Consider the following 15,542-nt stretch of genomic DNA (forward strand, 5'->3'; position numbering starts at 1 on the left):
GCGGACCGTGCGGGGCCGGTCGCGCAGTTCCCCGCGCCCCCGAGCATCCCGCCCTGGCCCACAGCGGCGACCTCAGCCCGTCCGGCGATTGAGGACGAGCGCCCTTCAGGCGCGGACGGGGTCTGGGGCAGCGCCCCAGGCATCCCGTCCTGGCCCGGGCCGGCGTCTTCAGCCCGTCCGGCGATTGAGGACGGACCCGGGCCGGGGTTGGTGGTCACTTGCTCTCCCGCATGGGGACGCGTACGCCCTTCTCGTCCGCCACCCGCTCGGCGATGTCGTAGCCGGCGTCGACGTGCCGGATGACACCCATCCCGGGATCGTTGGTGAGGACGCGGCGGATCTTCTCGCCCGCCAGCTTCGTGCCGTCGGCCACCGAGACCTGGCCCGCGTGGATGGAGCGGCCCATGCCGACCCCGCCGCCGTGGTGGATGGAGACCCAGGACGCGCCGGAGGCGACGTTGACCATGGCGTTCAGGAGCGGCCAGTCGGCGATCGCGTCGGAGCCGTCGAGCATCGCCTCGGTCTCGCGGTACGGGGAGGCCACCGAACCGCAGTCGAGGTGGTCGCGGCCGATGGCGAGCGGCGCCGCGAGGGTGCCGTTGCCGACCATGTCGTTGAACATGTCGCCCGCCTTGTCGCGCTCGCCCTGGCCGAGCCAGCAGATCCGCGCCGGCAGACCCTGGAAGTGGACGCGCTCGCCGGCCATCTTGATCCAGCGGTGCAGGGACTCGTTCTCCGGGAAGAGCTCGAGCAGCGCCTTGTCCGTCTTGTGGATGTCGGACGCCTCGCCCGAAAGCGCCGCCCAGCGGAAGGGGCCCTTGCCCTCGCAGAACAGCGGCCGGATATAGGCCGGCACGAACCCGGGGAAGGCGAACGCCCGCTCGTAACCGGCCAGTTGAGCCTCGCCGCGGATGGAGTTGCCGTAGTCGAAGACCTCGGCACCGGCGTCCATGAAGCCGACCATCGCCTCGACGTGCCGGGCCATGGACTCACGGGCGCGGGTGGTGAAACCCGCCGGGTCCTTCGCCGCGTACGCCGCCATGTCGTCGAAGGCGACACCGACGGGCAGGTAGGCCAGCGGGTCGTGGGCCGAGGTCTGGTCGGTCACGATGTCGATCGGGGCGCCCTCGGCGAGCATGCGCGGCAGCAGCTCCGCCGCGTTGCCGAGCAGGCCGATGGAGAGCGGACGGCGGGCGTCGCGCGCCTCGACGGCCAGCTGGAGCGCGTGCTCAAGAGAGTCGGCCCTGACGTCCAGGTAGCGGTGCTCGATGCGGCGCTCGATGGCGCGCGGGTCGACGTCGATACAGATCGCGACGCCGTCGTTCATCGTCACGGCGAGCGGCTGGGCGCCGCCCATGCCGCCGAGACCGGCGGTCAGGGTGATCGTCCCGGCCAGCGTGCCGCCAAACTTCTTGGCGGCGACCGCGGCGAACGTCTCGTACGTGCCCTGGAGGATGCCCTGGGTGCCGATGTAGATCCAGGACCCGGCGGTCATCTGGCCGTACATGGTCAGGCCCAGCTGCTCAAGGCGGCGGAACTCCTCCCAGTTCGCCCAGTCGCCCACCAGGTTGGAGTTGGCGATCAGGACGCGCGGCGCCCACTCGTGGGTCTGCATGACACCGACGGGACGCCCGGACTGGACGAGCATCGTCTCGTCCTGCTTGAGCGTGCGCAGCGTACGCACCATCGCGTCGAAGGAGCGCCAGTCGCGGGCCGCCTTGCCGGTGCCGCCGTAGACGACGAGCTGGTCGGGGTGTTCGGCGACCTCGGGGTCGAGGTTGTTCTGGAGCATGCGCAGCGCGGCTTCCTGCTGCCATCCCAGGGCGCTCAGTTCCGTACCGCGCGGTGCCCGTACGGGGCGGGGTCCTGACATGGCGATGCCTCCTCGTGACCTGATCCAGATATTCACATCCTGGGTCACTGAATAGAACTAGTCAATACATGGCGCGGTCCTGCGCTCGCGCGCGCCCGGTGATTGGCTGGTTCGCATGACGTCCCCGGCACCGTCCCCCACCGCCCGCACCGCCGCCCCCGCCGCTGCGGCGCGCCGGCGCGAACAGGCCGTACGGGCCGCCGTGGAGCAGGGCCTCGCGGGGCCCGACGCGCCCATCGTGGCCCTCCTCGACACCGTCGGCATCCGCGCCGGCGCCGCCGCCCTGCGCGCCGCGTTCGACGAGGTCACCGATGCGCCCGTGCTGCACGCCTTCGCCGTGAAGGCCTGCCCGCTGGTCCCGGTGCTGCGGCTGCTTCGCGCCGAGGGCCTGGGCGCCGAGGTCGCAAGCCCCGGCGAGCTGGCCCTCGCGCGGGCCGCCGGGCTCGACCCCGCCCACACCGTGCTCGACTCCCCCGCCAAGACCCCGGCCGAGCTGCGCGAGGCGCTGGCCCTCGGGATCGCGGTCAACGCGGACAACCCCCAGGAACTGGCCCGCCTGGACGCGCTGGTGGAGTCGGGGGCGACCTCCTCGCCGCTCGGCCTGCGCGTCAACCCGCAGGTGGGCGCGGGGTCCATCGACGCGTTGTCCACGGCGACGGCGACCTCCAAGTTCGGGGTGGCGCTCCTGGACGACGGCGCGCGCGACTGGGTCGTCAAGGCGTACGCCGAGCGCCCCTGGCTGACCCGGCTCCACACCCACACCGGCTCGCAGGGCGTGGCGCTGCCCCTGATGGCCCAGGGGGTCCTGGCCGCCTATGAGCTCGCCGAGGAGATCAACGCGGCGGTCGGCCGGCGCCAGGTCGACACGCTCGACATCGGCGGCGGGCTCCCGGTCAACTTCGGCTCGGACGAGGAGACGCCGACGTACGCCGCCTACGCGCGCGTCCTGAAGGAAACGGCGCCGGGCCTGTTCGACGGGCGGTACGCGCTGGTGACGGAGTTCGGCCGCGCACTGCTCGCCAAGCACGGCACGGTGCTCGCGCGGGTCGAGTACGCCAAGGTGTCGGGCGGGCGGCCCATCGCGGTCACCCACGCCGGGGTGCAGATCGCCGCGCGCACCGTGTACGCGCCCGCGTCCTGGCCGCTGCGGATCGAGGCGTACGACGCGAAGGGGCGCCCCAAGACGGGTCCTGCCGTCGCGCAGGACGTCGCGGGGCCGGCCTGCTTCGCCGGGGACCTGCTCGCGGAGAACCGGCCGTTGCCGAGGCTGGAACAGGGCGACTATGCGGCGGTGCTCGACACCGGGGCGTATTACTTCGCCCACCACTACTCCTACAACTCCCTTGCCCGGCCCGGCGTTTACGGCTTCACGGCCACGCCGCAAGGGGTGAGATTCGCGATGGTGCGGGGTCCGCAGCCGCTGGGTGACCTGGTGAGGGAAGCGGGCGGCGCCCACGCGGACGCCCTGCTCTGACCCGGTGCCGGTTGCTTTTCGAGCGCGGGCCGTGCGTGGCTGAGCACGCAGCCCCTGGCGGGGTTGGTGCGGGCCCGCACGGCGACTTCAGTCTGTTCGGCGCAGTTCCCCGCGCCCCTGACTATCTGGTCGGGGGCGAGGTTATTCGACGAACAGGCCGCGCGCCGCCGCCCCCGCGTCGAACTCCTCCAACCTGGCCTGCGCGTCCGGCAACCCGTCGCACATCGCCTCCAGCAGCACCCGCCCCAGCAGCATCGGCGCGCACGCCGTGTCGAAGGCGAGCCCCGTGCCCACCGCGGCCGGAATGAGCAGATCGCTGTACTTGGCGACCGGCGCGAACGCCGAGTCGGCCACCGTGACCACGGTGAGCCCGGCCGCCTGCGCGTACGCCAGCGCCTCCACGACCTCCCTCGGATGGCGCGGCAGCGCGAAGCACAGCAGCGCCGATGCCCCGGCCCGCACCGCCGCGTCGATCCGGTCGGCCAGCATGGTGCCGCCCTCGTCGAGCAGGCGTACATCGGGGTGGACCTTGGCCGCGAAGTAGGCGAAACCACGGGCCTGCGACGAGGCCGCGCGCAGGCCGAGCACGGGCAGCGGCCGGGACGCCGCGAGCAGTCGGCCCGCGTGCTCGACCGGCCCCGGGTCCGCGAGCAGCCCCGCCAGATGCTGAAGATTCTCGATCTCGGCCCGCACCGCCTGCTGGTACTCGTTGAAGGACGTCTCGGCCACCGCGTCGGCCGGCGCGGGCGCCACCTCGCGCAGGTGACGCCGGAGCGCGGGGTACCCGTCGAAGCCGAGAGCGACCGCGAACCGGGTCACCGAGGGCTGGCTGACGCCCGCGAGTTCGGCCAGCTCCACGCTGGACAGGAACGGCACGTCGGCGGCCCGGCGCACCATGCAGTGGGCGATGCGCCGCTGCGTCGGGGTCAGCCGACGCCCCTCGAAGAGCTGTTGCAGCCGTGCGGCAGGGCCTTCGCTCATGCCGTCCCCCTTCATACGTCCACGTCCTTGAACCGGTCCGGTCCTGGGCGCGGACCCCGTCGGCGCGCCGCCAACTCCCGTACCACCGCGCCCGGTTCACGCCCCACCACCCGGCGCGGCGCCCTGCCGGGCCGCGCCGTGCGGCGGACCGCGAGCGGGCCGAAGCCGGCCCGCTCCTCGGCGCCCCGAGAGAGTACAGCGTGCCCGAACGACACCGACGCGGCGAAGGCCCGGAGATCGCCGTCCACGACGTGGGACGACAACATGCGCGAACACCACCATTCCCGGACGCGGAACGTACGGCTCCGGCCCGAGCCATTGACAAGCTATTCAGCCACCAAGAACTCTGCATGAAGATATACAGCCGGGCAAGCCCGCGCGCCTCCTCCCCGCGAAGGAGCACATTCCCCCATGGCCCAACCAGCCCAACCAGCCCAACCAGCCGAATCAGCCGGACCAGCCGGACCAGCCGGACCAGCCGAGCCAACCAATCCCGCCGCATACACCGAACCCGCAGGGCAAACCGCGGGACCCGCCACCGAACCCGCCGCGCCCACCGGACGGGACGAACCACCGGCGCGCGGCGTTTTCCTCGTCGAGCGCCGGTCCATCGACCTCGTCCCGGACGCCGAGCGCCACGGCACCGCCTTCAGCCAGTTCACACTCTGGCTCGGCGCCAACCTCCAGATCACCGCCGTCGTGACCGGCGCCCTCGCGGTGGTGTTCGGCGGCGGCGCGTTCTGGTCGCTCATCGGCCTGGTCGCCGGCAACGCGCTGGGCGGCGCCGTGATGGCCCTGCATTCGGCGCAGGGCCCGCGCCTGGGGCTGCCGCAGATGATCTCCTCGCGGGCCCAGTTCGGGGTGAGGGGCGCGGTGGTGCCGCTGCTTCTGGTGATCGTGATGTACGTGGGGTTCTTCGCGAGCGGCACCGTGCTCGCGGGCCAGGCGGTCGGCGAACTCACCCACCTCGGCGAGACCCCCGGCATCCTCGTCTTCGCCCTGGTCACCGCCGTGGCGGCGACGATCGGCTACCGCGTCATCCACATACTCGGCCGGGTGGCGAGCGTGATCTGCGCGCCGGCCCTCGTCTACCTCGTCATCCGTCTGCTGGACCGGATCGACCTGACGACGGTCCTGCACGACCGCGCCTTCCACGTCCCGATGTTCCTGCTGGCGATGTCGCTCTCGGCGTCCTGGCAGCTGGCGTTCGGGCCCTACGTCGCGGACTACTCGCGCTATCTGCCCCGTACGACCAGCGCCCGCGCCACGTTCTGGTGGACGCTGGGCGGCTCCGCGCTCGGCTCGCAGTTCTCGATGACCTTCGGCGTCCTGGTGGCCGCGACCGCGGGCGACGCCTTCCTCGACGACCAGGTGGGGTACGTCGTCGGGCTCGGCGGCGCGGGCCTTGCCGCCTCGTTCCTGTACTTCACGATCGCGCTCGGCAAGCTGACCATCAACGTCCTGAACACCTATGGGGGGTTCATGTCACTGGTGACCGGCATCGGCGGCTTCCGGGCGCAGAAGACGGTCGGGCCGCGCGCCCGCGCCCTCTGCGTCGGCGGCATCATGCTGGCCGGCACGGCGGTTGCCCTCGCGGGCAAGGACTCCTTCCTGACCTCGTTCAAGGACTTCCTGCTGTTCCTGCTGACCTTCTTCACGCCCTGGTCGGCGATCAACCTGGTCGACTACTACCTGATCTCCCGCGAGCGCTACGACATCCCCGCCCTCTTCGACCCGACTGGCCGGTACGGGGCCTGGCGCTGGGACGCGCTGTCGGTGTACGTGGTCGGCGTGCTGGCCCAACTGCCCTTCCTGGCCACGAGCTTCTACGCCGGGCCGCTGGTGGCCCGGCTCGGCGGCGCCGACGTCTCCTGGATGGTGGGGCTCGTGGTGCCGGCGGCGCTCTTCTTCGTGCTGGCACGCAGGAGGAATACGGGGGATACCCCCACTGCGCCGGGGGCGTCGGCTCCGTACCGTGAACCGCATGGATGCCCGTGACACCGAGCCCCGGTCCAGTCTCGTCAAGGACGCCGAGCTCAAGAAGGAACTCGACGCCACCCTGCACGCCCGCAGGGAGCTCGGCCCCGACTACGAGTCCGCGCTGGTCGACTCCTTCCTGGAGAAGGTCGAACAGCGGGTGGACGGCTCGGTGGACCGGCGGGTGCGCCGTCAGCTCGCGGAGCAGCAGATGGTCGTGGCCCGCGGGGGCCGTCCCGGCCGCGAGGGCGCGGGCACGGATCACCATTTCGGCGAACGCTTCGGCTTCGCCATGGTCTCGCTGATCCTGGCGATCCCGCTGTCCGCGATCGGTGGGGTCAACGGGGGTCTGAAGGGCCTGTTCGTGACGTGGTGCGGCATCGTCGCGGTGAACGCGGTGCACGCGGCACACCGATGGCCGTGGCACCTCCTGCCCCGGCGCCGTCGGGAGGAGGACTGAGGACTGAGGACTGAGGACTGAGGACTGAGGACTGACGACTGAGGTCAACTGCCGCCTGGGCGGGCCTGGTTGAGAGAGGTGGCGCGGGAGCCGCCGCACCCCCGGTCGCCCGGGGTCGGGACGGCGGCGGTTCCCGCGCGGACACGGTGCCGGCGTGTGCCGGGGTTCGCGTCCTGGGCGCCTTCGGAGCTCCGGGAGCCGCTCCGGGGTTCCTGACGCCACTGGTGGCATCGGACGGGTGCCCCTGCCCGGGTTCCCCGCCGACACCCACCACTGTGCCTGCGGCGCGTTAAGGGGGTGCTGCGGGGGTGTGACGGGGGCGTGCCGGTTGGGCGGCGGCGGGGGGCGCCGCGCTGGGCCGCGAAGGGTGCGGGGCCGCCCGCGCAGTTCCCCGCGCCCCTGGTGGGGTCGATGCTGGCCCGCATGGGCAACCTCAAGCCGCTCCGCCCCTGGCAGGGTCCGTGCCGGCCCGCATCGGCACCCTCAGCCCCTGGCAGGAGGCGACGCCGGCCCGCACGGGCAACCTCAGCCCGTCCGGCATTTGAGGACGAGCGCCTTCAGCGCGAAAGGGGTCTGGGGCGGAGCCCCAGGGGCCCCGGCTGCGGACCGTGCGGGGCTGGTCGCGCAGTTCCCCGCGCCCCTGGCGGGGCTCGTGCGGGCCCGCACCGACACCCTCAGCCCGTGCCGCTGAGCATCTGGCGCGGGCCCGCATGGGCATACCCAGCCCGTCCGGCGTTTGAGGACGAGCGCCTTCAGCGCGAACGGGGTCTGGGGCGGAGCCCCAGGGACTCCGACTGCGGACCGTGCGGGGCTGGTCGCGCAGTTCCCCGCGCCCCTGGCGGGGCTCGTGCGGGCCCGCACCGACACCCTCAGCCCGTGCCGCTGAGCATCTGGCGCGGGCCCGCATGGGCATACCCAGCCCGTCCGGCGTTTGAGGACGAGCGCCTTCAGCGCGAACGGGGTCTGGGGCGGAGCCCCGGGGCTTGGGCGGGGCCGGGGTGGGGCGGGACCCGCCGGGTGGGGTCAGTTGGCGGTGCGGGCCAGGAAGGCCAGGAGGTCCTGGCGGCTGACCACACCCGTCGGCTTGCCCTCGACCAGGACGATCGCCGCGTCATCCTTGCCCAGGACCGACATCAGGTCACCCACGGGCTCGCCCGAACCGACCTGCGGCAGAGGCGCACTCATGTGCTTCTCCAGCGGATCGTCGAGCAGCGCGCGCTGCGCGAACAGCGCGTCGAGCAGCTCGCGTTCGACGACCGAGCCGATGACCTCCGCGGCCATCACATCGGGATGCCCCGCCCCCGGCTTCACGATGGGCATCTGCGAGACGCCGTACTCGCGCAACACCTCGATGGCCTGCCCGACCGTCTCCTCGGGGTGCATGTGCACGAGCGAGGGCAGGTGACCGGCCTCCTTGAAGCCGAGCACGTCGGAGACGCGCGCCGAGTGGCTGCCCTCCTCCAGGAAGCCGTAGTCCGCCATCCACTCGTCGTTGAAGATCTTCGAGAGGTAGCCGCGGCCGGAGTCCGGGAGCAGCACGACGACCACGTCGTCGGGGCCGAGGCCCTCGGCGACCTTGAGCGCGGCCACGACGGCCATGCCGCAGGAGCCGCCGACCAGAAGCCCCTCCTCCTTGGCCAGGCGCCGGGTCATCTGGAAGGAGTCCTTGTCGGACACGGCGACGATCTCGTCGGTGACCGTACGGTCGTAGGCGGTCGGCCAGAAGTCCTCACCGACGCCCTCGACCAGGTAGGGCCGCCCGGATCCCCCGCTGTAGACGGAGCCCTCCGGGTCCGCGCCGACGACCCGCACCTTGCCGTCGCTGGCCTCCTTGAGGTAGCGCCCGGTGCCGGTGATGGTGCCGCCCGTGCCGACGCCCGCGACGAAGTGGGTGATCTTCCCCGCCGTCTGCTCCCACAGCTCGGGACCGGTGGTCTCGTAGTGCGAACGGGGGTTGTTCGGGTTGCTGTACTGGTCCGGCTTCCAGGCCCCCGGCGTCTCGCGCACCAGGCGGTCGGAGACGTTGTAGTACGAATCCGGGTGCTCGGGGTCGACGGCGGTCGGGCAGACCACGACCTCGGCGCCGTACGCGCGCAGCACGTTGATCTTGTCCGTGGAGACCTTGTCAGGGCAGACGAAAATGCACTTGTAGCCCTTCTGCTGGGCCACGATGGCGAGGCCGACACCCGTGTTGCCGCTGGTCGGCTCCACGATGGTGCCACCGGGCTTGAGCGCGCCCGACTGCTCGGCCGCCTCGATCATGCGGACGGCGATCCGGTCCTTGACCGAGCCGCCGGGGTTGAAGTACTCGACCTTGGCCAGGACTGTCGCCTGAATGCCCTGGGTCACGCTGTTGAGCCTCACCAGCGGGGTGTTGCCTACGAGGCTGATCATCGAGTCGTGGAATCGCACCGTTGTCTCCGGGTCTCCGATTAGGTACTGCCAGCGTATGCGGATCGCGCGGGGGTGTTCACCGTTGCGCGGGATTGAGCGACACCCGTCACCGGGCAGTTAGCTCATGTACGTCTGCAAGCTCCTGGGAGGTGGCCGGTGGCGGGGACTCTGTCGAGAGCGAGGGTGGCACGGCGGATCGCGACGGGCGCGGCGTTCGGCGGTGGCGGCATCGGGCTGCTGGCCGGGGCCGCGGTCGGTGTCGTGCTCGCCGAGCTCGCCCTCGCCAAACGCACGGTGGGCGGCGGCTCCCCGCAGGCCCCCAACGCGGACGGGCTGTACGGGACCGCCTACGCCGACGGCACACCACCGCTCAGGCTCGGCATGCTGGGCGACTCCACGGCGGCCGGCCAGGGCGTGCGCCGGGCGGGCCAGACGCCGGCCGCGCTGCTCGCGTCGGGGCTCGCGGCGGTCGCCGAACGCATGGTCACCCTGCGCAACGTGGCGCTGCCCGGCGCCCGCTCGGAGGACCTGGAACGCCAGGTGTCCCTGCTGCTCGACGACCCCGCCCGCACCCCCGACGTCTGCGTGATCATGATCGGCGCCAACGACGTGACGAGCGGAACGGCACCCGCCACCTCGGTCCGCCACCTGGCCACCGCCGTACGCAGGCTGCGTACGGCGGGCGCAGAGGTGGTCGTCGGCACCTGCCCCGACCTCGGCACCATCGAGCCGGTCTACCAGCCGCTGCGCTGGCTGGCCCGCCGCGTCTCGCGCCAGCTCGCGGCGGCGCAGACGATCGTGGTGGTGGAGCAGGGCGGCCGTACCGTGTCGCTCGGCCATCTGCTGGGCCCCGAATTCGCGGCCAACCCGCGCGAGCTGTTCGGGCCCGACAACTACCACCCATCGGCCGAGGGGTACGCGACGGCGGCGATGGCGGTGCTGCCGACGCTGTGCGCCGCGCTCGGCCTGTGGCCCGAGTCCGACCACCCCGACGCCGCCCGCAACGAGGACATCCTGCCGGTGGCCAAGGCGGCGTCCGCCGCGGCGGCGCAGGCCGGCACGGAGGTCACCGGGGCCCGCGCGCCGTGGGCCCTGCTCAAGTACCGCCGCCGCCGGCGCCTGCCGACGCCGGTGGAGCCGGCCCCCAACGGCACGACCCCCAACGGCACCGCCCCCGACAGCTCCCCCACCCGCCCCTGACACGTCGCCCCTGACACGTCGCCCAGACGCCTCGGCCCACCCGACCTGAGCCAGACCTGAGCCAGACCCGAGCCCGGCCCGAGCCCGGCCCGAGCCCGGCCTGAGCAACCGCTTAGAAAAGAGTCCCGCATCACACGCCACCCCGGATGACCAATCCAGTACGTACGGGTAACTTCCCAGAGAGTCCTGCCTTCCCATCCCCTGGAGCCGTGATGCCCGAAGCCGTGATCGTCTCTGCCGCCCGTTCCCCCATCGGCCGCGCCTTCAAGGGTTCCCTCAAGGACCTGCGCCCGGACGACCTGACCGCCACGATCATCGAGGCCGCCCTCGCCAAGGTGCCCGGCCTCGACCCGCGCGACATCGACGACCTGATGCTCGGCTGCGGCCTGCCCGGCGGCGAGCAGGGCCACAACCTGGGCCGCATCGTGGCCGTGCAGATGGGCATGGATCACCTGCCGGGCTGCACCATCACCCGGTACTGCTCCTCCTCGCTCCAGACCTCCCGGATGGCGATGCACGCCATCAAGGCCGGCGAGGGCGACGTGTTCATCTCGGCCGGTGTCGAGATGGTGTCGCGCTCCGTCAAGGGCAGCAGCGACGGCCTGCCCGACACCCACAACCCGCTCTTCGCGGACGCCGAGGCGCGCACCGCCGACGTCGCGCAGCGCGAGGGCACGAGCTGGCACGACCCGCGCGAGGACGGCCTGATCCCCGACGCGTACATCGCGATGGGCCAGACCGCCGAGAACCTGGCCCGGCTCAAGGGCATCTCGCGGCGCGAGATGGACGAGTTCGGCGTCCGTTCGCAGAACCTCGCCGAGGAAGCCATCAAGAACGGCTTCTGGGAGCGCGAGATCACCCCGGTCACGACCCCGGACGGCACCGTGGTCAGCAAGGACGACGGCCCCCGCGCGGGCGTCACCGTCGAGGGCGTCGCGGGCCTCAAGCCGGCCTTCCGTCCCGACGGGCTCGTCACCGCGGGCAACTGCTGCCCGCTCAACGACGGCGCCGCCGCCCTCGTGATCATGAGCGACACCAAGGCGCGCGAGCTCGGCCTGACCCCGCTGGCCCGCATCGTCTCCACCGGCGTCACCGGCCTGTCGCCCGAGATCATGGGCCTCGGCCCGGTCGAGGCGTCCCGTCAGGCACTCAAGCGGGCCGGGCTCACCGTGGACGACATCGACCTCTTCGAGATCAACGAGGCCTTCGCCGCCCAGGTGATCCCGTCCTACCAGGACCTCGGCATCCCGCTGGACAAGCTGAACGTCAACGGCGGCGCGATCGCGGTGGGCCACCCCTTCGGCATGACCGGCGCCCGCATCACCGGCACGCTGATCAACAGCCTCCAGTTCCACGACAAGCAGTTCGGCCTTGAGACCATGTGCGTCGGCGGCGGCCAGGGCATGGCCATGGTCATCGAACGCCTCAGCTGACGAGCGCCCCCTTCGGCGGCCGGAGCGCTGCGTTGACCGCCTGTCGACGCGGAGTTGACGCCCCGGCCGCCACCGGCCGCACGCCAAGTCCCCTTCCTGGCCCCCTGACCAGGGATCTCGTATCCCACAGGGCGCTCACAGCCAATCCTTCCGCGTCCTAACCGTGACCGAATCTCCCCCAGGATGTGACGTATCTCCCGCTGGGGGAGTATTTTCGCAGGTCAGGTACGTTCCACCCGGAAGCGCGGGGCCCAAAGACCTGTCCATTTCGTGACGTAATGCACTGACGCCGGGGGCGGGCTCACGACAAGCTGAGGTAGGAAGTCGGGGAACCGTTTGAATCCGGGAGAACGTCAGTGAGCGCCATGCCTCTTGCCCTGCTGCTGACCACGGCCGCTGCCACGGCCGTGGGCGCCGCTGCCCTGCACGCCGCCCACGGGCTGCGCAAGCAGGTGGTGGCCCTGCGCGAAGACCTGGCAGCCACCCGTCGCGAACACGGCACCGACCCCACCGACGGCTACGTGAGCCTGCCCCAGCAGGCCCGCTCCGCCGCCACCCCGGCCGCCGAGATACGGGCCGCCGTCGCCGAGGCCCTGGCCGAGGAGCGCGAGCGCGAGCTGGCCGAGGCGCGCGCCTTCTGGGCCGCGCAGGAGGCCAGGGACGCCGCCGACGCGCCCTCCCCGATGCTGGGCGGGCTCGCGGGGCTCGGCGAGGACGCCGCGTTCTTCCTGCCCCGCCAGGCGGACTTCGCGGGCCTCGACGCCGAGGCGCTGGAGATGGCCGAGGCCCTGGAGACGACGGAGGAGTTCCCCGAGGACTCCCCCGAGCTCGCCGCGGCCCGCCGTCGCCACCCCTCGCACCCGGACTTCGTGCCGGTCCAGGCGCCGGTCGCGGCCGACCACGAGGCGACGGTCTCGCGCCTGGAGGAGCTGGCCGAGTCCCGTACGGCGCTCGCGGACGTGCGCCCGGGCCCGCTCGGCACGCTGGACGTGTACGTCTTCGCCGACGGCACCACGCTCTGCATGACCCCGGGCCACCGGGAGACCTCGGAGCGCCTTGCGGGCGCGCTGCGGGAGGGCCGGAGCCCTGTCCTGCTGGGCGGCTCGGGCGTGTCCGGGGCGTACGCGCTGACCTTCTCGTGCGGCGAGGAAAGCGTGTACATCCTCGCGGACCGGGTCATCGCCTCACTCTGAACCCCCAGGGCTCCGCCCCAACTGCCCGTCCTCAAGCTCCCCCAAGGCCTTGAGGGGCAGGGGCCCCCATGACGGGCTGGGTAGGCCTGCGCAGGCCAGCACCAACCCCACCAGGGGTGCGGGGAACTGCGCGAACGGCAGCCCGGTTCACCGGACCCACCGCCCGGCGCTAGCCGAAAGCCCGTACCGCCGCCGCTTCCACCAGCTCCACGGCCCCCTCCGGCTCCCCGCCGGGCGGGGCCTTCGCCGTGTACAGGGCCTGCGCCAAGTCCCTTCCGGCGACCATGACTTGATCCGCGACGCAGAACATCCCCGCGTCCGGCATGAGCAGCGGCTCGCGCTCCGGGTCCTCTACGCGCTGCGCCCTGAGGGCCAACTCCCGCGCGAGCGCCAGCCCTTCGGTCGCCGCCCCGCGCCGAAGGCGGCTCTCGGGGGCGGCGCGAAGGCGGTCGGCGAAACGGTCCACGGCCAGGAGCAAGGGGTTCACATCGAGCACGCCGCGACCCTACGCGCCCGTCCCGCACTGTTGCCAATACGCGAACACTCAGGCACGGTGCAGTGAAGGACCACGCAGCGCAATGCCTCCGGAGGCGCCGATGTCCCAAGTCTTCTCCGAAGAGACCCACCGCAACCTGCTCTCCCGCATCCCCCATTGCACCGGTCGTGAAGTGTCCGACTGGCTCCGCACCGTCGAGGAAGGCCCCTCCCTCTTCCGTTTCGAGGAGAAGGTCAGCTGGCTCCGGAGCGAGCACGATCTCACCTACGGGCACGCCAAGGCGATCATCCACGAGTACGACCTGAGGCGGGCCGCGCGCCGCCTGCTCTAGTTCCGCCCCGGACGCGTCCGGCTCTTGAAGTCCACCGAGAAAAGCGCATACCCCTTCGCCCCGCCGGCCCCCGCCGACGGGGCGTCGCGCCGCGCCCCGCCGAGCGGCCCCGCACGAACCGGCACCGCGTCCCGCCGAGCGGCCCCCAGCGAGCGGCCCCTGCGCGAACCCGCAGACCCGCCGCGCCCCTTCAGAAGGTGAACTCCCCTCCCCGCCAAGGCCCTTCACTGTTGCACCTCTTGACGCTCCCGGCGCCGAAGAGCACAGTGGCCGCGCAGCCCATCGTTGAGAGCGCTCTCAGAGCGCTCTCTTTCCGAGAGAGGCCCCCCACATGCGCCCCACAGCTCCCAGAGGCGGACCCGCGCGCCGCGCCCTCACCGCCGTGCTCTGCACCCTCGGGCTCGCCGCGGCCTCGGCCGCCGCCGTCGCCCTGCCCGCCACCGCCTCCGCCCCGCCGCCCCCCGCGGGCTGGACCACCGTGTTCACCGACGACTTCGACGGCCCCGCGGGCTCGGGCCTGAACACGGCCAACTGGCAGTACACGACCGGCACCAGCTACCCGGGAGGCCCGGCCGGCTTCGGCACCGGCGAGGTCGAGACGATGACCTCCGACACCTCCAACGTCGCCCTCGACGGCGCGGGCAACCTGCGCATCACCCCCCAGCGCGACGCCTCGGGCCACTGGACGTCGGGCCGCGTGGAGACCCGGCGCACCGACTTCCAGCCCCCGGCCGGCGGGAAACTCCGCATCGAGGCGCGCCTCCAGATGCCGAACGTGACGGGCGCCGCCGCCAAGGGCTACTGGCCCGCGTTCTGGGCGCTCGGCGCGCCCTTCCGGGGCAACTACTGGAACTGGCCCGGCATCGGCGAGCTGGACATCATGGAGAACGTCCAGGGCCTCAACAACAACTGGTCCACGATGCACTGCGGCACCAGCCCCGGCGGGCCGTGCAACGAGACCACCGGCATCGGCGGCCAGCGGGCCTGCGACGGCACCACCTGCCAGGGCGGCTTCCACACGTACGCTGTCGAATGGGACCGCTCGGGGCCCGTCGAGCAGATGCGCTTCTACCTGGACGGCGTCAACTTCCATACCGTCAGCCAGAATCAGATGGACGCGGCGACCTGGACCAACGCCACCAACCACGGCTACTTCGTCATTCTGAACGTGGCCATGGGCGGCGGATTCCCCGGCGCGTTCGGCGGCGGCCCCGACGCCGGCACCGAGCCCGGCCATCCCCTGGTCGTCGACTACGTCACCGTGCGGCAGTCGGGGGGCTCCGGCACCACCCCGCCCACCACTCCGCCCTCGGGCAGCCGTGACGCGTACGGCACCCTCCAGGCCGAGTCGTACGATCAGCAGTCCGGCGTGGTGAAGGAGGCCACCACCGACAGCGGCGGCGGCCAGGACATCGGCTCGCTGGCCAACGGCGACTGGGCGCTCTACAAGGGCGTCGACTTCGGTACGGACGCGGCCCGCCAGTTCGTCGCCAGGGTGGCAAGCGGCGCGGCCGGCGGGGTCAGCGGTCTGGTGGAGGTACGCCTGGACAGCCCGGGCAACGCGCCCATCGGCAGCTTCGCCGTGGCCAACACCGGCGGCTGGCAGAGCTGGCGCACCGTCCCCGCCAACATCGGCGCCACCACCGGCACCCATGACGTCTACCTCACCTTCACCAGCGGCCAGGGCGCCGACTTCGTGAACGTCAACTGGTTCGGCTTCGGCCACTGAG

Annotated in this window: 13 protein-coding genes; 8 read left to right on the forward strand and 5 right to left on the reverse strand. The window is 72.2% G+C overall.

The genetic code is table 11. The annotated features are described in order from the left end of the window. Nucleotides 1-214: 214 nt before the first annotated feature. A complete protein-coding gene (gene hutU / locus ABR738_RS16695) occupies nt 215-1,873 on the reverse strand; it encodes a urocanate hydratase (RefSeq protein ID WP_350230768.1) in 1,659 nt (552 codons plus the stop codon). A gap of 115 nt (nt 1,874-1,988) precedes the next feature. On the opposite strand from hutU, the gene ABR738_RS16700 reads away from it, so the two are divergent. Next, a complete protein-coding gene (locus tag ABR738_RS16700; RefSeq protein WP_350230769.1) occupies nt 1,989-3,347 on the forward strand; it encodes a type III PLP-dependent enzyme domain-containing protein in 1,359 nt (452 codons plus the stop codon). Nucleotides 3,348-3,488: 141 nt separating this feature from the next. Here ABR738_RS16700 and ABR738_RS16705 read toward each other — a convergent pair whose 3' ends face one another. Together ABR738_RS16705 and ABR738_RS16710 are read right to left on the reverse strand one after the other, a co-directional pair. Then, entirely contained in the window at nt 3,489-4,328 is an 840-nt protein-coding gene (locus ABR738_RS16705; RefSeq protein ID WP_350230770.1) for a MurR/RpiR family transcriptional regulator, read from the reverse strand. Between the two features lie 11 nt (nt 4,329-4,339). Then, nucleotides 4,340-4,594, reverse strand: a complete 255-nt coding sequence (locus ABR738_RS16710; protein ID WP_350230771.1) for a hypothetical protein — start codon at nt 4,592-4,594, stop codon at nt 4,340-4,342. Nucleotides 4,595-4,739: 145 nt separating this feature from the next. On the opposite strand from ABR738_RS16710, the gene ABR738_RS16715 reads away from it, so the two are divergent. Both ABR738_RS16715 and ABR738_RS16720 read left to right on the forward strand, forming a co-directional pair. Beyond that, nucleotides 4,740-6,326, forward strand: a complete 1,587-nt coding sequence (locus ABR738_RS16715; RefSeq protein ID WP_350230772.1) for a purine-cytosine permease family protein — start codon at nt 4,740-4,742, stop codon at nt 6,324-6,326. Beyond that, nucleotides 6,313-6,765: a hypothetical protein gene (locus ABR738_RS16720; RefSeq protein ID WP_350230773.1), complete on the forward strand. Its 453-nt coding sequence runs from the start codon at nt 6,313-6,315 to the stop codon at nt 6,763-6,765. The genes ABR738_RS16715 and ABR738_RS16720 overlap by 14 nt, the downstream gene beginning before the upstream one ends. Before the next feature lie 1,023 nt (nt 6,766-7,788). On the opposite strand, the gene ABR738_RS16725 is transcribed toward ABR738_RS16720, so the two are convergent. After that, entirely contained in the window at nt 7,789-9,177 is a 1,389-nt protein-coding gene (locus ABR738_RS16725; protein WP_350230774.1) for a cystathionine beta-synthase, read from the reverse strand. Between the two features lie 165 nt (nt 9,178-9,342). Here ABR738_RS16725 and ABR738_RS16730 point away from each other — a divergent pair, with 165 nt between their 5' ends. From ABR738_RS16730 to ABR738_RS16740, 3 genes are all read left to right on the forward strand, one after another. Next, nucleotides 9,343-10,359 carry an SGNH/GDSL hydrolase family protein gene (locus ABR738_RS16730; protein WP_350230775.1) on the forward strand — a complete coding sequence of 339 codons (1,017 nt, stop codon included), beginning with the start codon at nt 9,343-9,345 and terminating at the stop codon, nt 10,357-10,359. Between the two features lie 212 nt (nt 10,360-10,571). Then, nucleotides 10,572-11,792: an acetyl-CoA C-acetyltransferase gene (locus ABR738_RS16735; RefSeq protein WP_350230776.1), complete on the forward strand. Its 1,221-nt coding sequence runs from the start codon at nt 10,572-10,574 to the stop codon at nt 11,790-11,792. A gap of 380 nt (nt 11,793-12,172) precedes the next feature. Further along, nucleotides 12,173-12,985, forward strand: coding sequence for a hypothetical protein (locus ABR738_RS16740; RefSeq protein ID WP_350234613.1), 813 nt, complete (start codon nt 12,173-12,175; stop codon nt 12,983-12,985). A gap of 169 nt (nt 12,986-13,154) precedes the next feature. On the opposite strand, the gene ABR738_RS16745 is transcribed toward ABR738_RS16740, so the two are convergent. Next, complete coding sequence (locus tag ABR738_RS16745; RefSeq protein WP_350230777.1) at nt 13,155-13,481, reverse strand: hypothetical protein; 327 nt, start codon at nt 13,479-13,481, stop codon at nt 13,155-13,157. A gap of 100 nt (nt 13,482-13,581) precedes the next feature. Here ABR738_RS16745 and ABR738_RS16750 point away from each other — a divergent pair, with 100 nt between their 5' ends. Together ABR738_RS16750 and ABR738_RS16755 are read left to right on the forward strand one after the other, a co-directional pair. Continuing rightward, complete coding sequence (locus ABR738_RS16750; RefSeq protein ID WP_350230778.1) at nt 13,582-13,812, forward strand: DUF4287 domain-containing protein; 231 nt, start codon at nt 13,582-13,584, stop codon at nt 13,810-13,812. A 331-nt stretch (nt 13,813-14,143) separates the two neighbouring features. Beyond that, a complete protein-coding gene (locus ABR738_RS16755; RefSeq protein WP_350230779.1) occupies nt 14,144-15,541 on the forward strand; it encodes a glycoside hydrolase family 16 protein in 1,398 nt (465 codons plus the stop codon). Nucleotide 15,542: the final 1 nt, after the last annotated feature.

It is taken from the genome of Streptomyces sp. Edi4, assembly GCF_040253615.1.
In the GTDB taxonomy this organism is placed as follows: Bacteria; Actinomycetota; Actinomycetes; order Streptomycetales; family Streptomycetaceae; genus Streptomyces.